Source organism: Streptomyces sp. NBC_01390, from assembly GCF_045040105.1.
GTDB lineage: Bacteria > Actinomycetota > Actinomycetes > Streptomycetales > Streptomycetaceae > Streptomyces.
In genome coordinates this window covers 5,696,104-5,717,618 of the sequence record NZ_CP109551.1, presented here as the reverse complement: position 1 = coordinate 5,717,618, position 21,515 = coordinate 5,696,104, and the positions used below count along the sequence as shown (strand labels likewise).

At 71.6% G+C, this 21,515-nt stretch carries 19 protein-coding genes; 4 read left to right on the top strand and 15 right to left on the bottom strand.

Features of this window, described 5'->3' with window-relative positions:
• Window positions 1–145: 145 nt before the first annotated feature.
• Window positions 146–499, top strand: coding sequence for an SH3 domain-containing protein (locus OG241_RS25810; RefSeq protein ID WP_405818320.1), 354 nt, complete (start codon window positions 146–148; stop codon window positions 497–499).
• 140 nt (window positions 500–639) lie between these two features.
• On the opposite strand, the gene OG241_RS25805 is transcribed toward OG241_RS25810, so the two are convergent.
• From OG241_RS25805 to OG241_RS25770, 8 genes are all read right to left on the bottom strand, one after another.
• Window positions 640–1,854, bottom strand: coding sequence for an ABC transporter permease (locus OG241_RS25805; RefSeq protein WP_405818318.1), 1,215 nt, complete (start codon window positions 1,852–1,854; stop codon window positions 640–642).
• Window positions 1,851–2,615: an ABC transporter ATP-binding protein gene (locus tag OG241_RS25800; RefSeq protein ID WP_405818316.1), complete on the bottom strand. Its 765-nt coding sequence runs from the start codon at window positions 2,613–2,615 to the stop codon at window positions 1,851–1,853. Before OG241_RS25800 ends, OG241_RS25805 begins: the two co-directional genes overlap by 4 nt.
• The gene (locus tag OG241_RS25795; RefSeq protein WP_405818314.1) at window positions 2,612–3,892 is read right to left on the bottom strand and encodes a peptidoglycan-binding protein; all 1,281 of its coding nucleotides are present in this window, start codon (window positions 3,890–3,892) and stop codon (window positions 2,612–2,614) included. Before OG241_RS25795 ends, OG241_RS25800 begins: the two co-directional genes overlap by 4 nt.
• A gap of 2 nt (window positions 3,893–3,894) precedes the next feature.
• Window positions 3,895–4,485: a hypothetical protein gene (locus OG241_RS25790; protein ID WP_405818312.1), complete on the bottom strand. Its 591-nt coding sequence runs from the start codon at window positions 4,483–4,485 to the stop codon at window positions 3,895–3,897.
• A gap of 161 nt (window positions 4,486–4,646) precedes the next feature.
• Window positions 4,647–5,858, bottom strand: coding sequence for a sugar ABC transporter permease (locus OG241_RS25785; RefSeq protein WP_405818310.1), 1,212 nt, complete (start codon window positions 5,856–5,858; stop codon window positions 4,647–4,649).
• 41 nt (window positions 5,859–5,899) lie between these two features.
• Window positions 5,900–6,676 carry an ATP-binding cassette domain-containing protein gene (locus tag OG241_RS25780; RefSeq protein WP_405818308.1) on the bottom strand — a complete coding sequence of 259 codons (777 nt, stop codon included), beginning with the start codon at window positions 6,674–6,676 and terminating at the stop codon, window positions 5,900–5,902.
• A gap of 22 nt (window positions 6,677–6,698) precedes the next feature.
• Complete coding sequence (locus OG241_RS25775; RefSeq protein WP_405818306.1) at window positions 6,699–7,811, bottom strand: sugar ABC transporter substrate-binding protein; 1,113 nt, start codon at window positions 7,809–7,811, stop codon at window positions 6,699–6,701.
• Between the two features lie 157 nt (window positions 7,812–7,968).
• Window positions 7,969–9,201, bottom strand: a complete 1,233-nt coding sequence (locus OG241_RS25770) for a PP2C family protein-serine/threonine phosphatase (RefSeq protein ID WP_405818304.1) — start codon at window positions 9,199–9,201, stop codon at window positions 7,969–7,971.
• A gap of 195 nt (window positions 9,202–9,396) precedes the next feature.
• Between OG241_RS25770 and OG241_RS25765 the strand changes: the two genes are divergently transcribed.
• Window positions 9,397–10,095, top strand: a complete 699-nt coding sequence (locus OG241_RS25765; RefSeq protein ID WP_405818302.1) for an ABC transporter ATP-binding protein — start codon at window positions 9,397–9,399, stop codon at window positions 10,093–10,095.
• Window positions 10,096–10,106: 11 nt separating this feature from the next.
• On the opposite strand, the gene OG241_RS25760 is transcribed toward OG241_RS25765, so the two are convergent.
• From OG241_RS25760 to OG241_RS25735, 6 genes are all read right to left on the bottom strand, one after another.
• A complete protein-coding gene (locus tag OG241_RS25760; RefSeq protein ID WP_405818300.1) occupies window positions 10,107–11,111 on the bottom strand; it encodes an ABC transporter ATP-binding protein in 1,005 nt (334 codons plus the stop codon).
• Window positions 11,112–11,202: 91 nt separating this feature from the next.
• Entirely contained in the window at window positions 11,203–13,956 is a 2,754-nt protein-coding gene (locus tag OG241_RS25755; protein ID WP_405818298.1) for an FtsX-like permease family protein, read from the bottom strand.
• A complete protein-coding gene (locus OG241_RS25750) occupies window positions 13,953–17,231 on the bottom strand; it encodes an FtsX-like permease family protein (protein ID WP_405818296.1) in 3,279 nt (1,092 codons plus the stop codon). Before OG241_RS25750 ends, OG241_RS25755 begins: the two co-directional genes overlap by 4 nt.
• A gap of 212 nt (window positions 17,232–17,443) precedes the next feature.
• Window positions 17,444–18,355, bottom strand: coding sequence for a hypothetical protein (locus OG241_RS25745; protein WP_405818294.1), 912 nt, complete (start codon window positions 18,353–18,355; stop codon window positions 17,444–17,446).
• Between the two features lie 297 nt (window positions 18,356–18,652).
• Window positions 18,653–18,769 carry a DUF397 domain-containing protein gene (locus tag OG241_RS25740; protein ID WP_405818292.1) on the bottom strand — a complete coding sequence of 39 codons (117 nt, stop codon included), beginning with the start codon at window positions 18,767–18,769 and terminating at the stop codon, window positions 18,653–18,655.
• Entirely contained in the window at window positions 18,732–19,646 is a 915-nt protein-coding gene (locus OG241_RS25735) for a Scr1 family TA system antitoxin-like transcriptional regulator (RefSeq protein ID WP_405826421.1), read from the bottom strand. The genes OG241_RS25740 and OG241_RS25735 overlap by 38 nt, the downstream gene beginning before the upstream one ends.
• Before the next feature lie 195 nt (window positions 19,647–19,841).
• Between OG241_RS25735 and OG241_RS25730 the strand changes: the two genes are divergently transcribed.
• A complete protein-coding gene (locus tag OG241_RS25730) occupies window positions 19,842–20,420 on the top strand; it encodes an ATP-binding protein (RefSeq protein ID WP_405818290.1) in 579 nt (192 codons plus the stop codon).
• 48 nt (window positions 20,421–20,468) lie between these two features.
• Here the strand turns inward: OG241_RS25730 and OG241_RS25725 are convergent, their stop codons facing one another.
• Window positions 20,469–20,609: a hypothetical protein gene (locus OG241_RS25725; protein ID WP_405818288.1), complete on the bottom strand. Its 141-nt coding sequence runs from the start codon at window positions 20,607–20,609 to the stop codon at window positions 20,469–20,471.
• Between the two features lie 234 nt (window positions 20,610–20,843).
• Between OG241_RS25725 and OG241_RS25720 the strand changes: the two genes are divergently transcribed.
• Window positions 20,844–21,389 (top strand): MOSC domain-containing protein, encoded by a 546-nt coding sequence (locus OG241_RS25720; RefSeq protein ID WP_405818286.1) that lies wholly within the window; start codon window positions 20,844–20,846, stop codon window positions 21,387–21,389.
• The last annotated feature ends 126 nt before the right edge of the window (window positions 21,390–21,515 follow it).

Sequence of the window (21,515 nt, the reverse complement as noted above, 5' to 3'; positions counted from 1 at the left end):
GACAGTCGTAGGCGGAATTATTTCTTCAGTGTGAATTCCCGGTGATCGTACTTAAGCCGCTGAGGCCCCAGTCACAGCAAGGGGTCGCAGGGGTCGCTGCTTTCGCCTTTCGCAGCGCCGACGAATCACATACAGGGGGTATGAAATGACGCGTCGACTCGCAGCCGTCGTTCCCGCACTCGCGGCCGTGGCCATCGCAGTTCCGCTGTCCATCGCCTCGCCGGCCAGTGCGTCCGCCTCGTGCGGCACCACCGTGGCCGACAAGGACGGCAGTTCCTGGGGCAAGACGGCCAACGGGGCCAACGAGCGCAGCGGTTCCAGCACCGGCTGCACGATCAAGGGCATTGCCTACAACACCCAGGCGCTCGACTACCACTGCTGGACCTCCGGTGACGGCGGCACCTGGACGTTCGTCCGCAACGACGCCACCGGCGTCACCGGCTGGATCCGCGACGACCTGCTGAGCGACAACGGCAGCAGCGTGTACTGCGGCTTCTGATCCGCCCGGTACGGCTCGCACCGTGAAAGCGCGCGGTGAAACCGGCACAGTGAAATAGCGCGACAGCGGGGGCGGTCCCGGTTCTCGGGTCCGCCCCCGCTCCGTACCACCGGAGCGTCGGCCAGAACGCCCGGTGGTCGTCATGTGCCGGCCAGCGCCTCCGTCGGAGCCAGCCGGCTCGCCCGGACCGCCGGATACAGTCCGGCGATCATGCCGATGAGCAGGGTCGAGCCGATGCCCGCGACGCTGGCCCAGGCCGGGACGACCGTCGGCCAGTCACGGCTGAGGGCGTAGCCCGCCGTGATGAACGTGCCGAGCACCGTCCCGCCGAGCCCGCCGATCAGGGACAGCAGCAGCGACTCCGTCACGAACTGCGTCCGGATCTGCCCCCGGGTCGCCCCGAGAGCGCGACGCAGCCCGATCTCCGGCCGCCGTTCCAGCACCGAGATGACCATGGTGTTGCCCACGCCCACCCCACCGACGAGCAGCGCGACCCCGCCGAGCCCGAGGAGCAGCCCGGTCAGCGCCGACTCGGTGGCCTCGCGGGCCGCGAGCGCGTCGGAGGGCCGCGAGATCTGCACCTCGCCCGGTTTCTCGGGGTAGGCGGTGGCCGCCAGCACCGACCGTACGGCGGTCACCTGGCTGTCCTCGGCACGGACGTACACCGTCGACGGATGGCCGTCGAAGCGCAGATAGCTCCGGGCCGCCTGCCAGCCGACCAGCGCGGCACTGTCCAACTCCGGTGCCAGCGGTACGGGTTCGAGGACGCCGATCAGGGAGAACCAGCGGCCCCCGATCCACAGCCGGGTCCCCGGGGTGTACACGTCCAGGCGCTGCGCGGCCGTGGCGCCCAGCACGACCGCCGGGTACTTGTCGGTGGCCGAGTCCAGCCAGCGGCCCCTGTTCATCTCCCCGCCGACGGCGGGCAGCAGATCGGTGCCCGACGCGAGCACGGTCAGCGAGTTGGTCCGCCCGATGGCGATGCGCTCGTTGCGGTACACGCTGGCACTGACCGCGCCGGTGGCGGTCACCCGCTCCACGGGCGGGATACGCCGGACCATCGCGACAGCCTCGTAGGGCAGCTTGGTCTTCTCACCCGTGAGGGACTCGCCCGGGGCGACCCGCAGCAGGTTCGTCCCCAGGGCGTCCAGCCGCCGGTCCACCTCCGCCTGCCCGGACCCGGAGATACCGACCACGGCGACCATGGCGGCGACCCCGATGGCGATCCCGAGCGCGGACAGGAACACCCGCAACGGCCGCGTCCGCAACCCGGTCCCACCGAGCCGTACGACATCGGCGGGCCGCAGCCGCGCGGCCCGCAACAGCGGCCTGGGCTTGTCCAGGGGGCCGGTCACCGATGCACCCCGATCGTCGTACTCGCAACTGAACCCGCGTCTGAACTCGGGTCTGAACTCGCGTTCTGCAGGGTGTCGTTGATCAGTCGGCCGTCGCGCATCTCGATACGGCGGGGGAGTTGGGCGGCGATCTCCAGGTCGTGGGTGATGACCACGACCGTCGTACCGGCCGCGTGCAGTTCTCGCAGCAGTTTCAGTACGGCGGCTCCCGACACGGAGTCGAGGTTGCCGGTCGGCTCGTCCGCCAGCAGGACCGACGGCTCGCCGACCACCGCACGGGCCACCGCGACCCGCTGCCGCTCGCCCCCGGAGAGCTGGTGCGGCAGATGCCGGACGCGATGGCTGAGCCCGACCCGTGACAGTGCGGACGCGGCCCTGGCCCGGCGGCGGCGCATCGGCATGCCCGTGTAGAGCAGACCGTCGGCGACCGAGTCCAGCACCGGGACACCGACGGCCAGATGGAACTGCTGGAAGACGAAGCCGATCCGGGTGGCCCGCAGCGCGGAGACCTCCCGGTCGGACAGCTTCGCCACGTCGTAGCCGTCGACCAGGACCCGCCCCGCCGAGGGCCGGTCCAGGCTCCCCATGAGATGCAGCATGCTCGACTTGCCGGACCCCGACGGCCCGACCACACCGACCAGTTCACCGCGCCCGATCCGCAGACTCACGTCACGGACGGCGGCGACCCCGCCCGGATAGGTCTTGGAGACGGAGTCGAACTCGACGACCGGGGACGAGGGGGGTGAGGGGGCGTCGCTCATTCGGGGATCCTCACCTTCATGCCCTCGCTGACCCCGGCACCGCTGACCTGCACGTTCCCGTCCGCGAAGAGCCCGGTCTTCACCGCGACGAACCGGCCGTCCTCCGTCTCCAGACCGTGCCCGCCCTCCGCGAGGGCGACCAGCGCGGCGACCGGCACACTCAGCACGTCCTTGACCTCGCGGCCCACGTACTCGACGGTCACGGGCCCGCTCTCCAGCCGCCCCACGGACTTCTGGTCCGCGATGGTGATGGTCACCGGCAAGGTCGCGGCGCCCGCACCCGACTCGCCCTCGGCGTTGCCCCCCTCGGGCGCGCTGGCCTGCCGTCCGACCGAGGCCACCTCGCCCCGTACGGACTTCCCGTCCGGCAGCGCGATCCCGACGACCGTGCCGCGTACGGCCCAACCGGCGTCCGAGGCCGAGGCGTTGACGACGACCTTGCGTGCCGTACCGGTGTACGTCAGCGTGTTCTCGCCCACGGCCGCGCCGAGCCGGGCACCCGGCTGGCCGATGCGTACTTTGCCGCCGGAGTAGATGACGTCCCCGACACCGACCGTCCCGGTCTCGGCCAGGCCGAGCGACTTCTGCCAGCGTTTGACGGCCCGCGCGGTGGCGTCGGTGAACTTCTCGTCCACGGTGAAGCCGGTGTAGCCGAGCGCGGCGAGGTTGGTCTCGAACTGCAGGACGTCCATACCGGTGAGCGGCGCGGGCGCACTGCTTCCGGTTCCAGTCCCGGTCCCGGTCCCGGTCCCGGTGGTGGGGGCGGGGGAAGCGGCGTCGGTCCCGGTGCCGGTGTCGGACTGCGCGGAATCCGAGGCCCCGGCCCCAGCACCCGTGACGGCGGACGGGGCGGCGAGCCCGAGATCCCGGTACATGGGCATCGACCCGTACAGCAGCACCACGGGACGGTCGTCGACCCGCAGCAGCGTGTCACCGCGCTCCGCCGTCGCGCCCTGCTGGGGCAGCCACGTCACGGTGCCCGTCGCCTTCACCGGCAGCGGTATCTCCGTACCGAAGCCCAACTGCCCGTCCACGTCCGTGCGTTCGGTGAGCGTGGTCCGGGTGACCGGGACGACCGAACCGGCCCGGGGCGGCGCGCTCGGGCCCTTCTCCTCGCCGCCGCCGAGCCCGAGAGCGCCGACCACGGCGACGGCCGCCACGACGACCACGGCACAGGCGATGAGCGCGGTACGCCGGCCACGCAGCCCGCGAGGCGGCGCGGTCTCCGCCGGTTCGGTGTCGTCGTCGAGGTGCGTCACGGTGTCCGTCTCCGCCACGGTCAGCCCTTGCCGGGCGCGGCGGTCGCCGGAACGCCGATGATCGGCCCGCAGACGCGGGTGGCCCGCTTGGCCCCGGCCGACGTCTGGTCCCACTCGCCCTGGCCCAGACCGTCGGCACCCGGGTCGGGGAAGTCGGCGGCGCCGTTCTTCTGCATACAGGTGGCGTACTCCTGCTTCACCTTGATCTGCGCGGCGGTGAGCGCGGGCTGGTTGCCTTTCTCGACGCTCTCGGGAACGGCTGTCAGATACTCGGCGCACGCCACCGAGGCGGTCTTGAACTTCGAGTCCTTCTTCAGGGCCCGCAGATTGTCGCCGCCGCCGAAGTCGATGTTCCCCTTCGCGTCCGGGTCGGGCGCGTCGATCCCGTTGTCCCGCAGACACTTCACGTACTTGCCCTGGGCCGCCACGTACGCGGCCACATCGTCCCCGGCGCCGCTTCCGCCGCTGCTCCCGGCCGACGAGCCGGACGTTGTTGCTCCCCCGGTCGCCGCCGAGGGGACCTTCGAGCCGCCCTCGTCGCCCCCGCAGCCGGTCAGCGCCAACGCCATGACCGAGACCGCCGCGGCCAGCAGTACCCGATTCGTCCTCATCGGTTCTCCCCGTAGTCCTGTCGTGCTGGTCCTGTCGTGCCCGGCCACGAACGCGGCGGACAGCCCGACGGTAGAACGGACATGATGAAGAACCTTTGAAGAACCTGTCATCCGATCATGCGACTCATGCGACCGCGAAACGCCCGGATGGACCAGCGCTCTCAGACCCGCCCGCGTGACTCAGGGGTGCGCCGGGCCAGCGAGTCGAAGATCACGGCGGTGATCAGCACCCCGCCGGTGATCATGTACTGGACGGCTGTCTGAACGCCCAGCAGTGCCATGCCCGAGGCGATGGACTGGATGATCAGCACCCCCAGCAGCGCGGACCAGGTCGAGCCGCGCCCGCCGAAGAGGCTGGTGCCGCCGATGACGGCCGCGGCGACGGCGTTGATCAGCAGCATGCCGGAGCCCGAGACCGGGCTCGCCGAGGTGAACCGCGACGCCACGAACAGCCCGCCGAACGCCGCCAGGGCCCCCGACACCATGAACACCGAGATCCGTACGCGCGTCACGTCCAGGCCCGCCCGCCGGGCCGCCTCCGCACCGCCGCCCAGGGCGAGGACCTGTCGCCCGTAGGGCGTGCGGCGCAGCAGGAGGTCGGAGGCGACGATGACCGCGAGGAAGATCAGCAGCGCCAGCGGCAGCCCCGCGAAGCGGCTCAGTACGGCGACGGTGGCGAACGCGATCGCCGCGAGCAGGGCCGTACGAGCCCAGATCTCGGCCACCGCTCGGCACGGCATTCCGGCGCCGGCCCGGCGACCGCGGTCACGGAGGGAGATGAGCAGGTAGGCGGCTGTGCAGAGCGTCGCCAGGCCGTAGGTGAGGGCGGGGGTGCTGATGTACCGGCTGGTCAGCTGGGCGACCAGGCCGTCCTCGCTGAAGTGGATGGTGTTGTCCGGCCCGAGCAGGTAGAGCATCAGACCGCTCCAGGCCAGCAGCCCGGCGAGGGTGACGACGAAGGCGGGTACGCGGAACCGGGCGAAGAGGAACCCGTGGATCGCCCCGATGGCCGTACCGCAGACCACCGAGATGATGACGGCCAGCCATTCCGTCATGCCGACGTTCACGTTGAGCGCCGCGAACACCGCGCCCGCCAGCCCCGCGAGTGAGCCCACGGAGAGGTCGATCTCACCGATCAGCAGTACGAAGACGATGCCGACGGCGACCATGCCGGTCCCGACGATGTCCACGCTGAGGACGGAGAGGTTGCGCGGCGAGAGGAAGCGGTCGTTGAGGCACTGGAAGACCACCCAGGTCGCGGCGAGAGCGAGGAGCACCGGGGCGGGGCCGAGCCCGTTCTCGCGCGCCCGGCGACGCACGGCGCCGACGCCCGCGACGAGACGCGGCTTCACCTTCCCGGCCACACCTCTCACAACCGAACGTCGCTCAGCCGCACCTCTCGCAGCCGTATCTCTCACGGCCACACCTCTTCAGGGTGCGGCCGGTGGGCCACGGCGTGGTCCGCCGCGCCGGTGATGGAGGAGATGATCTGCTCCTGGGGCGTGGTGTTGACGTCGAAGAGGCCGTTGTTGCGGCCCAGGCGCAGGACGGCGACCCGGTCGGCGACGGCCTTGATGTCACTCATGTTGTGGCTGATCAGCAGCACCCCGAGCCCTTGGTCGCGCAGCTCCTCGATCAGATCGAGGAGCTGGTTGGTCTGCTGGATGCCGAGGGACGCGGTGGGCTCGTCGAGCAGCAGCAGCCGGGGCGAGCCCAGAAAGGAGCGGATGATCGCGACGACCTGCCGCTGACCGCCGGAGAGGCCGGCGAGCGGTACCCGTACGTCGGGGATGCGGATGGACAGGGTGTGCAGCAGTTCGAGGGTGCGGCGCTCCATCTCCACCTCGTCGAGTACGCCGAAGCGGTGGATCTCCCGGCCGAGGAAGAGGTTGGCGACGACATCGAGGTTCTCGCACATCGCGAGGTCCTGGTAGACGGTGGCGATCCCCAGCAGTCTGGCGTCCTGGGGACGCCGGATCTGGACGGCGCGGCCCTCCCACTCGACAACCCCCCGGTCGGGGGGCCCGACCCCCGAGATCACCTTGACCAGGGTGGACTTGCCGGCGGCGTTGTCACCGACGAGGGCGACCACCTCCCCGGCCCTGACCTCCAGCTCGATGTCGACCAGTGCCTGGACGGCGGCGAACCGCTTGGAGACACCGCGCAACGCCAGCAGGGGCTGACCGGGCACGGGGCCACCTCCTTCGGATGCGTCAGGTGAGTCCGGCCCGGTCACAGGCCGACCGGAGAGCGGGCGTACAGATCTGATCGACGGTGTACATACCGTCCTTCACCAGGGTCCTCCCGATGTTGTCGGCGGTCACCGACACGGACGGCAGCAGAACCGCCGGTACGTCCTTGGTGGTGGGGCTGTCGACGCTGCCGGTGGCGATGGCCCCGATCTTCTCGCCGCGTCCGAGGGCCACGGCCATCTCGACGGTCGCGTCGGTCGCGCGCTTGTACGGCTTGTAGACGGTCATGTACTGCTCGCCCCTGACGATGCGCTGTACGGCCAGGAGGTCGGCGTCCTGGCCGGTGACCGGGGGCAGCGTCGCGACCTTGGCGGCCTTGAGGGCGGAGATAACGGCGCCGGCCATGGTGTCGTTGGCGGACAGGACGCCGTCGATGTTCTCGGCGCCGAGGGCGGCGATGGCGCCGGTCATGTTGACGTAGGCGTTCTCGGGCCGCCACCTGACGGTGTCGTACGACTTGCCGATCGTCACCTTGCCCTTGAGTACGGCGAGGGAACCTCCCTTGTACCAGGCGGAGTTGGGGTCGGTGGTGGCCCCGTTCATCATGACGATCCGCCGACCGGCGCCCCTGTCGCTCATGGCCTTCAGCAGCGCCTCGGCCTGGAGCCGCCCGACCTCCGCCCCGTCGAAGGTGACGTACCCGGAGATCGGCCCCTCCGCGAGCCGGTCGTAGGCGACGACGGGAATGCCGGCCCGGTGCGCGGCCTCGACGGACGGACGCATCAGCTGGGGGTCGACGGCCGCGAGGATGACCACGTCCACACCCCGGGTGATCATGGCCTCGAACTGCTGCTGCTGAATCGTGGGGTCGGACGTGGCGGCGACGGTCGCGGCAGGGCAGTCCGGGCACAGCACCTTGACCTGCTTCTCGATCAGCGGCCGGTCGAACCGCCCGAACCGGGAGTCGCCGCCCCCGGGCATCAGCACACCGACGTTGATGCTGTCACCCCCGCCACTCCCGCCACCCCCGGCGTCCTGACCGCCACAGGCCCCGAGAAGGGACAGGGACATACCGACGGCTACGACGACGGGAACCCCACGCTTCACTGCTGAATGGCCGGCACCGAGACTCATGTTCGGTTCCTTAAAGCTTTTGTGCAGCCTGGGCACAAAGTGAAACATAATCCCAATAGGGGCTTATGTGAACTTAGGGCCCAGCGTAGCCAAGCTGCCGAGGTCGCGCTCGAAGTCGTACGCGGATTCGTACGCAGATTCGTACGCGAAGTCGGGTTCAGAGCCGCAGGACGATGAGGGCGGTGTCGTCGGTGTGGCCGGCCGGTGGCAGGAGGTCGGTCAGCAGTGCGTCGGCCAGGGCCTCGGGCGCCGCGCTCCGGTGGTGGGTGAGGGAGTCGGAGAGGCGGGCCAGGCCGGTGTCGATGTCCTCGTCGCGGCGTTCGATCAGGCCGTCGGTGTACAGGACCAGGAGGGTGCCCTCGGTGAAGGGCGTACGGGCCTCGGGCCGGGGTGCGCGCTCGGGTCTGGCACCGAGCGGCGGGTCGGTGGCCTCGTCGAGGAAGGTGACCTTGCCGTCGGGGTGCACGAGGGCCGGCGGCGGATGACCGGCGCAGCTGTAGGTGATGGTGCGGCTGTCCCAGTCGATGAACGTCGTCACGACGCTGGCCGACTGAGCGCCCTCGACGGAGTCGGCGTACAGGTCCAGGGCGTCCAGGGCCTGGGCGGGCCCGCCCGCGACCCGGGTGGCGCCGCTCAGGGCACTGCGCAACTGGCCCATGGCGCAGGCCGCCGCCAGACCGTGGCCGACGACGTCACCGACGGCGACCGCGAGGCTTCCGCCGGGCAGGTCGACCAGGTCGTACCAGTCGCCGCACACGTTCAGCGTGCCGACGGCGGGCTGGTAACGCACGGCTGCCGCGTGCGGCCCGGTCGGGCCCGGCGGGGGCAGCATCGCCGCCTGCAGCGCCAGCGCGACCTCACGTTCGTGGGCGTGCGCCGTACGGAGCCGCTCGTTGACCTCCTGCAGTTCGCGGGCCCGGGTGTACAGCTCGGCCTCCAGCGCACCGCCTTTCCGGTCACCGTCCGGAACGCCGAAGGCGCGGATGAACTCGGTGACCTCCTCCACTCGGTGCACCACCAGGGCGACCTGCCCGTCGGAGTCGAGGATCGGCGCGTTGACCGGGCTCCAGTAGTGCTCGTGCCAGTGGCCGGGCCGTTCCGGATCCTCGATGTCGTAGCGGAGCAGCGCCATAATGTCCCGCTCGCCGGTGGCCACCGTACGGAGCATCGACGTCTCGGTCTCCCGCATGCCGCCGGCCGCCTCCGGGTCGTTCGGGTTCTCGGGGAAGACGTCGAAGATGTAGCGGCCCAGCAGCTGCTCACGGGTGCGCCCGGACAGGCGTACGAAGTCGTCGTTGGCGTCGGCGTACACCAGGTCAGGGGTGAGCAGGGCCACCATGCCGGGCAGGGCCCGGAAGACCGCCGCGTAGTCGATCTGCGGTTTCCTCATGTCCTGCCCTGTCTGTTCTACCTGGCTGCCTGGCTAGCTGTTCTCCGTGTCTCGCCAGTCTGCCTCGTGTCGGGCGTCGCTGTGCCGTTCTCGCTCCGGATCTCGCTTCGGACGTCCGGGCACAGTGCTTTGCCGGGTGTGATGCCGGGTGAGAGACTGGCGCACTGCTCGATCGGCGGAGCGTACGGGGGCGCGATGAGTCAGGTGGTGACCGCAGCCATGCTGCGGGTGGCGGATGTGCACAAGTCGTACGGTCGGGGCGCCAGCGCCGTCCATGCGCTGAGGGGCGTTTCCTTCGAGGTCCCCCGGGGGGAACTCGTCGCTCTCAAGGGACGCTCGGGCTCGGGCAAGACCACCCTGCTCAACATCGTCGGCGGTCTGGACGAGCCGGACAGCGGAGACGTCGTCGTCGACGGGCTGAACCTGGGGGACCAGACCGAGGACGCCCTTCTCGCGCTGCGCCGGGAGCGCATCGGCTTCGTCTTCCAGTCGTTCGGGCTCATCCCCATCCTCACGGCCGCCGAGAACGTGGGCGTGCCGCTGCGGCTGCGCAGGGCGGACCCGCGCGAGCGGCGGGAGCGCGTCGAGCTGCTGCTGTCCCTCGTGGGGCTCGCGGACCATGCCGCGCAGCGCCCGGGCGAGCTGTCGGGCGGGCAGCGCCAGCGCGTCGCCATCGCCCGCGCCCTGGCCAACAGCCCCTCGATCCTCATCGCCGACGAGCCGACCGGTCAGCTGGACGCGGAGACCGGGCACTCGGTGATGGAACTGCTGCGCGCGGTCGTCCGCAGCGAACAGATCACGGCTCTCGTGGCCACCCACGACAGAACGCTTCTCGACCTCGCGGACCGTGTGCTGGAGCTGAAGGACGGCGAGATCACGGGTTCGGGTTCTTAAGGGTCAGGAGATCACGGGTTCTCGGGGCCGGTCGCCGTTGAACCAGTCCCGGGACGCTGGTCTCGTGTGTCGTCCGGGCGGACGGCGATGTGGTCGGGTTCCAGTTCCAGGGCGACCCGGTCACGCATCCCCAGGGCCCGGGTGTACTCGGCGGGGAGTTGGAGACGGCCTGCCCGGTCGAGCATGGCGTACTCGCGGGCGACCAGGTTCTCCTGGCCGGTGGCGGAGTCGACCTCGCTGTGGCGCAGCACCTCCGTCGACGTACGGCCGTCCCTGATGGCGACCGTACGGCGGACCTCACCGGCGACGGACTGGTCGTGGGTGACGATCACGATGGTCGTCCCCAGCTCCTCGTTGGCGGTGCGGAACGCGGCGAAGACCTGCTCGGCGGTGTGGGAGTCGAGTTCGCCGGTGGGCTCGTCGGCGAGCAGCACCGCGGGATCGTTGGCGAGGGCGACCGCGAGGGCGACGCGCTGCTGCTGACCGCCGGACATCTGGTACGGCCGACGGTCGCGGCACTCGGCGACCTCCAGCAGGCCGAGGAGTTCCATGGCGCGATCGGCCATGCCCCGGCGCCGCCCCCGCCCCCGCGCGCCGGCCAGCTGCAGGGGCAGGGCGACGTTCTGCGCGGCGGTGAGATAGGGCAGGAGATTGCGGGAGGTCTGCTGCCAGACGAAGCCGACGGTCCTGCGGCGGTAGGCGAGGCGTTCCTTGGCGGACATCGTGACCAGGTCGTGGTCGGCGACGCGGGCCACACCGGCGCCGGGTCTGTCCAGCCCGGCCAGGATGTTCATGAGGGTGGACTTGCCGCTGCCGGAGGCACCGACCAGCGCCATGAGCTCCCCCTTGCGGACGAGGAGGTCGAGGCCCTGCAACGCCTGCACCTCCACGCCGTCGGCGGAGAAGATACGTACCAGCCGGTCGCAGGTGATCAGGGCGTCGTGACCGTAGACGGCGGCGTCGCGCGCGGCGAGGGCACGGTCGGTGAGCTCATGGAAGGTCGGGCTGCTGGTCATCGGCTACTCCTGGGCGGACAGAGGGAGACGGGCGGCACTGGTGGCACTGGCGGCGCCGGGATGGGACTCGGTCTCGGGTCTCGGGGTCTGGCTAGTCGTCACCCGCCCTCAGTTCCCGCACCGAGCCCCGCCGACCGGTCCACCAGGCCTGGCCTGCGGGAACACCCACGGCCAGCAGCAGCACGGTGAGCGCCGGAAGCGCCAGCGAGAGCGGATCGGCGCGCAGTGCGGCCTCGTCGAGGGCGGACGTGGAGGCCAGAGCGATGGTCGTGAGGTCGACGCCGGGCGACAGCAGGTGGATGCCGGCCCAGCCGGTCAGCAGACCGCCCGCCGTGGCCAGGAACGCCTGCGGGAGAGCCGTGAGGATCAGCAGTCGGCGGCCCTGGGACCGGCTCATGCCCATCGTGCGCAGCCGGGCGAGCAGGGCGCCGCGTTCGGGCGCGGTGCGCAGCACGGTCAGCAGCAGGGCGAGGACCGCGTACCCGGCGCTCGCGGCGACCGCGACCCCGAACACGCGTTCAGCGCCGGACTGCAGCGGTGAGTCGACGTGGAGCGCGCGTTCCTCGGCGCGCAGCCGGACGGTCGCCGTCGTGCCTTCCGCCGCCGAGCGCAGCGCCCGGCCGTTCAGGGCGTCACCGGTCAGCAGCAGCGTCGTCGTACGCGCGACGCTGCCGGGAAGACCGGCACGATCCACGACCAGGAAGTCGTCGCCGACCACGGCCGGCGTGCGCTCCCGGACCAGGACGATCCGGACGGTGACGGAGCTGCCGTCCGGGAGCAGGACGGGGTAGGGGCCGGTGCCGTACTCCTCGGCCACGCCGGGTGAGGCCAGCGCGGGCAGTGGCCGGTCGGCGCCGCCGGCCGCACCGGCGCCCTCCGGCCGGAGGCTCGCCGCGTCGAACGAGCCCAGCCCCGTACGGTGCGACAGCTGCGCGTAGGCGCCGGGGTCGACGCCGGCCAGCGGTACCGGCTGGCTGCCCTCCTGCGGCCTCGCCTCGTTGATGAGGCTCGCCTCCGTCATGTCCCGTACGCCGGGCAGCCGTCGGACGCGGTCGGGCATGGCTCGTGGGAGTTCACCGGTCGGGGTCTCGACGCGGCCGTCGGCGCCGACGGCGAGCAGGGCGGCCCGGTCGCGGGCGGCGGTGACCCCGGCCAGGACCGAGCCGCCGAACGCGGCCGTGGTCAGCGCGGTGAGCAGCGCGAGCAGCGGCAGCACGGCGAAGCCGGGGGCGCGGGCCACCTGGGCCAGCGACAGCGGAATCACCGCCCCGCGCATACGCGTGGTCGCCCCGCTCAGCGCCCGTAGCGGCAGGGGGTGCAGACGGGCCAGCAGCAGGGCCGCGACCACACCGGTCAGCAGCGGGGCGGCGGCGACCAGGCCGGTGCTGCCGGATCCCTGCCGGCGCAGTGCGGCGACCGCCCCCGCCGCGATGACCAGCACGGTCAGTTCGGCCACCGTACGGCGCCGCGACGGCCGGGCGGAGGTGAGGCCGTCCCGGACTTCGTGGATCCGTACCGTGCGGTGAGCCGCCACACCGCGCAGCGGGAGCGCCAGGCAGCCGAGCAGGGTGACGGCGACGGCGGCCGCGACGGCGGGCGCCGTGCGGGCACCGGGCAGGACGAGCAGGGCGGCGGTCAGCCCGAGGGCGCCGGCCGGTACGGCCACCACCGCCGTCTCCGCCAGCAGCCGGACGGCGATGCCGGGCAGCGAGGCGCCACGGGCCCGCAGCAGGGCCAGCTCCGCGCGGCGGCGATCGGCCGCCACCCCGCCGGCCATGGCCAGGACGATCACGGCGAGGCTGCCGGTCCCGACGGCGGCCAGGAGGAACAGCGGTTCGATCCCCGACCGCAGCCGGGCATGGTCCGTGAGGACCTCGTCGAGATTCGTCCCGACCTCTAGGAGCGGGTCGACGCCCGTCCGCAGGCGCTGTACTCCGGGGCCCGACTCGAACGCGGCGACGGCGGACGCCAGCCGGTCGAGATCCCGGCCGCGCAGGGCGGCGGGGTCTGGGGCCACGTTCCAGTAGCGGTGCGCGACGCCGGTGGTGCTCAGGAGGACCGGGCCGGCGTCGGGGGCGAGGAACAGACCGCCGAGCCAGTAGACCTCCGACAACTGGCTGCCGGGCAGGCGGCTCAGCGCGGGCGTACGCAGCACCGGCACCGCCGACCAGTAGGCGCCCGCGGGCGTGCGCGGCACGACGATCCCGGTGACCTCGACGGCGAGCGGGCCGCCCGCCGGTCTCGGCAGGTGGATCACGGAGCCCGCCCGGATGTGGAGCGTACGGGCGGTGTCCGTGGTGACGGCGGCCTCGACCCGCGCGGTCCTCGCGGTCACCGGTCCGCCCGTGGTCCGTGGCAGCCGGCCCGAGCTGAGCCGGCCGTGGGAGGCCAAATCCTGCTGCGCGGCGAGCAGGAGCTGGGCGGGGATACCGGCGGGCTGGGGAAGCCAGGCGTCGGACGCCACCAGGCCGACGGTCGTGCGCACGCCGTACGACGACTGCGCCCGGTCGGGCACCAGCGGCGCCCTCGGAATGGCGAGGACCTCGGCCTGTACGGCGGCCAGCCGGCCGGGGCGCAGGGCGGCCTCGGCCTCCTCGGCGGTGTCCGCCCAGGGTGGCGGGGCGTCCACTCGTACGGTCGTCCGGTCGGGAAGCGCCAGCTCGACGGCCCGGCGCAGCCCCGCGTCCCCGTACCGGTCGACGGCACGCGGGTACGCGGCGGCCAGCGCGGCGGTCACCGCCACCAGCAGCGCGAGGGCCACCGACGTACCGGCGAAGGCCGTCAGCCGGGTCCGCACCCCGGCCCGTACGCGGGGCCCCGGCTGCGGGGTCGTGGTCGTGGTCACTGCGCCACCTCGTCCCTGAGAGTCGACACGGGCTGCGCCCGCCGAAGCGCGAGGGCCACGGTCACGAGGGCGGGGCCCGCCGCGAGGGCCGCCAGCAGGACGGCCAGACGCAGGGGCGGGAGTTCGACCAGCACCGGCGGAAGCGGCCGGGTGGCCTGCCCGGTCAGGACGACGAGGGGAACCAGCGCGTACGTCAGCACCGCGCCCAGGGCCGTGCCGACCAGCAGCGCCAGGGCGACCAGCACACCGTGCTCCACGGCGACCAGCCGGACCAGCCGGCGGCGCGGTGTCCCGAGGGCGCGCAGTACGGCGAACTCGCCGTCCCGGGCCCGCGTCGCGCCCGCCGCGCTCACCGCGAAGCCGAGCGAGGCGAAGAGCACCGTCACCCCGGCCGCCCCGAGCAGCGCGGCCTCCGGGGCCGCCCCGAACGGGTCGTCACGCAGCTCCGCCGCCGTCTCGTCGCGCACCACCACCTGCTCCGGCTCGACATCGGGCAGGGCCCGCACGGCAGCCGCCGCGGCGGCGGGCGCGGTCGTGCGCAGCCACCACTCGGTGGGCGCGAGACCGGTTCCGTAGCGGGCCTGCAGCACCTGGTTGACGGCCCGCAGATCGACCATCAGGGCCCCGCCGTCCTGCGCGGTGGACTTCGAGGCGGTCGGCGAGGTGACCGTCGAGGCGGCCTCCGTCGTGGGCAGGGCGCTGGCGGTACGGACGATGCGTACGGGCACGGAACGGCCGTCGAACGTCACCTCCACGCGCTGGCCCTCGCGCGCGCCGGACGCGGTGAGGAACCGTTGCGTCGCGACCGCGAGGACCTCCGGCGCCGCGGGCTGCGGCACCTTCAGCCGGACCTCCAGGGGCATGGAGGTCGGCGGGACGTCCGGCGGCAGGTATCCGGTGCTGTACGTCATGGTGACGGGCGCCGTCGACGTGATCCGGGGGCGCGTCGGCCGGGCGCTGTCGTCGGGGGCGAAGGCGACGGAGTCGGCCTCGAACGAGGTCGCCCACTTCGTCGGCAGGGTCAGCCGCCGGACGTCACCGTCGCCCGCCGTCGCCGTGAGCGCGCCGAGGACCAGACGGTGCCGGTCGGGACGGTCGACCGGCTGCGACACGGTCAGGGTGAGCCCGGTCAGCGCCAACGGGCCCCGGGCGCCGTTCAGTTCGGGGGTCAGCGGGTGCGGGCGGCCGTCGGCGGGGAGGCTTCCGGACGGTATCTCGTACGAGGTTCCGTGCCGGTCCCGCAGGGTGAGCGTGACGTCCGCGCCGGGCCCGGGCGTGCTGCTGTGCAGGGTGGCGGTCAGCGTGAGCCGGGCCGTGCCCTGCGGTACCTCGATGCCGGCGGGCACTCCGCGCGGGGCGAGCCCGGCGAGCGGCGGACCCTCCGTCAGATCGCTCCGGGCAAGGATCATTCCGGCCGCCTCCGCCGTGTTCAGGGCCACGACGGTCGCGGTGCGGCTGCCGGAGAGCGAGACGGTGCCACGAACGGCGGGGGCGACCGCGTCGACGTGCGGAAGGGCCGCGTAGACGTCCGTACGGCCCACACCGCCGTTCCCGGCGGTCAGTACGCGCACCTCGGCGCCCGCCCGGAAGTCGGCCTGGTCGGCCTGCGAACGGTGCCAGGACGCGCTCTGCCCGATCGCGATCACGCCCAGCGCCACGGAGATGACCAGGAGCAGCACCGGCCCCGCGCCCCGCATCGGCCGACGGCTGAACTGCCAGCCGACCATGGCCGCCGTCAGCCCGTGCCCACGGGCGAGCAGTCGCTCGCCGACCCGCGCCAGCAGGGGCAGCAGCCTCAGCACCAGGACCGTTCCGGCGAGCAGCACCAGGGCGGGCGCCGCCACCAGCAGCGGATCGACGCCGAGGACCCCGTCACGGTCGGCGGTGACGGCACCGGAGTCCTGGCTGCCGAGCAGCCAGACGGCGACACCGGCCACGGCGACCAACCCGAGGTCCGCCCCGCCGCGCACGGAGGCATGCAGCGCCCCCGCCCGCTCCCCGCCCACGCCCGCTCCCGCGAAGGACGCCCGCCACGCGGGGACGGCCACCGCCAGCGCACACAGCGCGGCCACGCCCGCGGCGACCGCCCACACCTCGGGCCGGCCCCCGACCGGCACCTCGACCCGCACCCCGGTCCGGCCCAGCGCACCCTGCCCGACCAGCAACCGCGTCAACGGCCCCGACAGCAACGGCGCCAACACCACCGCCGGTACGGAGATCAGCAGGGCCTCCAGCGCGGCCAGCCCCGCCAGCCGTGCCCGGGTGGCACCGCGCGCACGCAGCAACCGGGTCTCGGCCGCGCGCTCGGAGCTGAGCAACCGCGCGACGAGCAACAGGGCGCAGGCCGCGAGCAGAACCAGCTGCCCGGCGACGATCAGCATGCTGGACCGCGTGACCAGCAGGGAACGTTCGATACGGTCCAGCACGTCGGGCAACGCGGTGGCCGCGACGGTCGCCCCGCTCAGCGCGGGCTGCTTGCGCAACTGTCCGCTCCCCGCGCGCACAGTCTCGCGCAGCGCGCCGATCCGATCGGTCGTCAGCGAGGAGTAGTCGGCGGACGCCAGCCAGCCCGACGCCCCGACACTCACCCGCCCCGACGCCGGCACGCCCGCCCCGGTGAGCAGAGGACCGTACGTCGTGAAGCTCGACGCCTGCACACCGCGACCGCCCAGGTCGTCCAACTGCCAGTAGGGCGCCTGGACATCGACGGGCCGGTACACGCCGGTGATGACCACCCGTACCGCGGGCCCGTGCAGCTGGTCGGTGACGGTCAGCCGGTCGCCGGTCGCCACCCGGAGCTGCCGGGCGGCACTCTGCGGCAGCGCGGCCTCGACGGTCCCGGCGCTCACGTCCGCCCGGGGGAGCCGCCCGGCGACGGTCCGCACCTGCGTGCGATCCAGGGCCGCGAAGTACGTGAGGTCCGGGTTCCCGCCCCGCTCGGAGGCCGACCGCAACGAGGGCGGCAGGGCGTAAGGACCGGAACGCGGCAGGGTGAGCACCCGCACGGGCAACCCGTCGAACACGGTACGGGCCCCCACCCGCACGGCGTCGTCGGCCGCCTTCCGCTCCCCGGCCGGCACATCGGCCTTGACCACCAGAGCGGCCTCGGCAGCGGTCCGCTGCTCGGCGAGCGACCGCCGCAACGCGGCATCGCCGATCGCCCCCGAGTAGGCGGTGAGCGCGGCCAACACGGTCGTGGTCAGCAACACGGTCAGCAGAGCGGCCCCGAGAAGCGCGCGATAAACCCAGGCCCGCAGCGCGACAAACCCCAACACGCCTGCCGGCAACCCTCGTTCCCCCACCAAACCCCCCGGTTTTCCACCACACGCCCAACCGAAACGCGACAAGGCGCCGGCGACGTGCAGCAGGTGTAGGAGGCATTGTAGGACCGACTTTGGCCGACTTGTGATCGTAAGTAGCCGCGTTTTGGAGGGGAGTTGATGCGCGTCGCGCCCTACTGAACCAAATCTTGTCCCCGTTGACCGGCTCAGCCCGCTGCCCGGAGACGGTCCACCGGTCGGCAGTCCCGGCAGCGTCCGGGTGTGGGGGCCCGGAAGGGCCGGTCACAGCCGTCGCAGTCCTGGAAGGGCAGCACGAGTGGGCGGGGCGTGATCGGCCGGAGGGGGAGCGGCGGTGGCGCGGGGAGAGGCGTCTCCCGGAGACGAAAGGCGAGGATGCCTGCCGGACGGCCCTTGAAACTGTCGCGGAGCCGCGCGGTGAGCAACTCGGTGATCTCAGGCGCCGCCACGCCCGCCGCCAGCCACTCGGTCACGGCCGGGGCCAGCCGGGCAGCCTCCCCCGCGGACAGCACGAGGCGCGGGTCGACCCGACGCAGCGCGGTGAGTACGGCGACGGCCTGTGGATCGGCGCCGTCGAGTGCCGCTGGTGCTGGTACCGGCACCGGCTCTTGTGCTGATGCTGATGCTGGTTCCTCGGATTCCGCCTGAGCGGTTGTGGGCGTCGCATCCCGCACGGTCACGGAAGGGACCGCCACCTGCGAGGAGTCCGGCTGCTTCCGGGGCCGACGCGGCTTGGGCGGCTCGGGATGGCCGCCTGGGACGTCGTAAAAGTACGTCCGAGTACGGACCGTCCCGGTGGAGGTTCGCTCGCGGCGGCGCTCCAGATAACCCGCAGCCTCCAGCTCCCGTAGCGCACGCGAGATGAGGATCTCGCCTTCGCTGAAGTGCGCGCACAGGGCGGTGATGCTGACGGACGAGGCGTCGGGAAGGGAGGCGATGTAGGCGGCGACGCCGATGGTGACCGCGCTGCCGCGTCGCTGGGCGAGGGCGTTGGCGATCACGGTGAAGTCGGCGGTGAGGCGGGTGCGTACGTGGATCACGCCGGAGGTAGGTGCTCCGGCATCGGCGCGCAGGCGCGCATTAGACTGGGTTTCAGCCATTTGGGAAGGGACTACTTCCTGATCGGTCAGGCCCTCGATCGGGACGGGAATCCCGGCCGGGGGCCGCATTTGTGTGTGGTGGTCGCCGCGAACGTAACCGCCCGCATCCCACGCCTGCAAGCCGGTCACTCGGACGGGTGAACGCGGGCTCGCGGCCGGGGAGGGTGGGTGGGCGGGTAGTTCTTTCCCCCGGTTCTTTGAGGAGGTCAGTGGCCCGCCGGACCCTCGCGAACAAGGACCCGGTGAGCCCGTCGGACGGACGGCGACCGGGCCCCGGCCACCTGGGGGACGGCGGTGTCAGCCCTTCAACTCACCTATGAACACGGCCCATGAGCCGTCACCGAAGCACAACTCCGGGCCCTCTGGGGCCTTACTGTCACGAACCGGGACGACGCCCCGGAACCCGTCGGCCACTTCCACGCAATCGCCCCCCGCCTGATTGCTGTAGCTGCTCCTGCGCCAGGCGGCGTCGTTCAGATCGGGACGGGAGATTCGCGCCACGGTAGTTGCCCTCCAACGTGGACCGGACCATGTCGAGCGACATGAGCGGGGGCAGGGCTGCCGCCCGCAGCCGATCGTAAATCACCTTGTAGCGGCTGACGTCGGCTGGTTCCTCGATGAGTTGGCCGTAGTCCGCACCCTCTGTGTAGGCCACTTCTGAGCCGTCCGGCAGGGTGAGGATCGTGAGCGAGCCGCCCATCGCCTCGTGCCCACCTTGGTCGAACGGCAGTACCTGCACGGTGCTGTGACGTTCCGCTGCCGCGTCGAGAAGTCGTGCCAACTGCTTCCGCATCACTGCGTCGCCACCGATCGGACGCCTGAGAACCGCCTCGTCCAGGATCACCCACAACTCCGGCCGGTCGGGCGCGGTCAGCCGTTCCTGCCGTCCCATACGGGCTGTGACGCGCTCCTCCAACTGCTCTTCGCCGTCCAACAGAGCGTCCAGGCTGAGAACGGCCCGCGCGTAGTCCTCCGTCTGCAACAGGCCCGGCACCACGTGAGCCGCGTACTGCCTGATGGCCACTGCTCGCGCCGAGTACTCCATGAACTTCCGCGACCAGTTGGGAAACGACTCCCGATACACGTACGGCCACAGGTCGACGAGCAGATCGTCCGCTTCGAGGGCCACATCGAGCGCACGGGCCAATGGGAACGTCGGTTTCGCCCCGGACGCCCGCTCGATCTGCGTGATCCGCGTGCCCACCACGTGCACCATCGCACCGAGTTCGGGCTGGGTCAGTCCGGCCGCCGTACGAAGCCTGCGCACCCGCGAGCCGAACAGCGCCGCCATCGACGTACTGGGGTCAATTCCGTTGGCCAAAGCATCACTTCCGTTCCTTACGGGATGAAAGGTAAGTCTGCGCCCCCTGTCGAGCGTAGAGCGATCGACCGACTCTTGAGTACGGAACGTGACGAATCGCGTACGCCGCGAAAGGGCGCCGGGCCGGATGCCCCGAGACGGAACAGATAAGGACGGGGATCAGCAGTGTCGACAGGAACGACCGCAACAACCGCAACGACTGCAACGGGTGACGGGCCGAGTGAACTGCCTTCATTCGCGGAGCAGTTCGGATCCTCACCGAGAGGCGCGCAGCTCGCCCGACGCCTCGCTGTCCGGCAGATGGAGGTGTGGGGCCACCCGCCGGCGTCGGACGCGTCGTGCACGATCGCCCTCGTCGTCGGCGAACTCGCGGCGAACGCCGTGCTGCACGGCCGGGTCGCCGGACGGGACTTCGGACTCCGACTCACTTTGGACGCGGCCGCAGGCTTCGTACGCATCGAGGTCTCGGACGCCGCCTCCGTGAAGCGCCCGCCCACGACCCCACCCACCTCGTACCCCGAGGGCGAGTCAGGCCGGGGGCTGCTCCTCGTGGACCTCCTGTCGGTGCGCTGGGGATCGACGCCCCGCCACCCCCTGGGCAAGACGGTGTGGGCGGAGTGCGCCGTCCTGGCCATGAACGGAAGGGCAGCAGATCATGCGCAGGACCCACGGGAGCGCACCGAGCGAACTCGCGAAGGCAAGCGCGGCACTGAGCGTGAGAGCCCGGTCAGGTTGGGCGACTGACGCGTCTGCCCTGGCCAGGATCCGGGGCTTGAAGCCGCGCGGGTCGGGTCACACCTTCTTGACGACGATAGTGTCCGGGACCAGCTTCTCCAGGTCGTCGACGTCCGAGGTGAAGACGGCGACCTGTCCCTTCTGCTGTCGCGCGATCACGGCGAGCACGGCGTCGATCGCGTACTTGTGGATGTGCAACTTGGCGTCGGCCAGGAGCCGACGTGCGTCGAACGCTACTCTGCGAGGCGGTCAAGATCGGACCGCGCCTTTTCTGGATGCGTTGCTGAAAACTCGCTGAGGGTTGTCTGGGAAACTCGCGCAGAAGCGGGTACTGGCGCATCCGCCCGGCCCGCTCACTGGGCTCTCCTCGTAAAGCTGGTTGCCCCACCAATAAGATCGACTGCCGCAGAACGACCACAGGGGGAGGGCGTGATGACCGGCCAGGTCGCCGCAGTCAGCCGTAACGAGGTGTACTCGTTCAGCAAGCCCAATCGAGATTCCATCAGGCTGCTCACAGGGCTCGGGGTGGAGGGAGACGTGCACGCAGGTGAGACGATCCGCCATCAGTTCCGCATGACCTACGAGCCGGACCTGCCCAACCTGCGCCAGGTCCACCTGATGCACGAGGAACTCTTCGGCGAGCTCGCGCTCAAGGGCTTCAAGGTCTCTGCGGGTCAGCTCGGCGAGAACATAACCACGCGAGATGTGGACCTGCTGGGCCTGCCCGCCGGCGCTCTGCTCCATCTCGGAGAGCAGGCGGTACTCGAGGTCACGGGACTGCGCAACCCATGCGCGAAGATCAACGACTTCCGCAAGGGACTGCTCGCCGAAGTCTTCACCATGGACTCCGTGACCGGTGAGTTCACATTCAAGAGCGGCGTCATGGCCGTGGTCCGGCACGGAGGGATCGTCCGCCCCGACGATGCCATCCAGGTCGAAACCCCGCCCTTCCCTCATCGCTCACTGGAACGGGTCTAGCAGCCGCGCTGATCCGGAGACAGATTCCAAGATCTTCTCCAGGATCTCCCCAGAGAGCCCCTGGAGAACGAGACAGGCCCGGCACTGATTTCTCAGCACCGGGCCCTGACCTGGTGCTTCACTGTC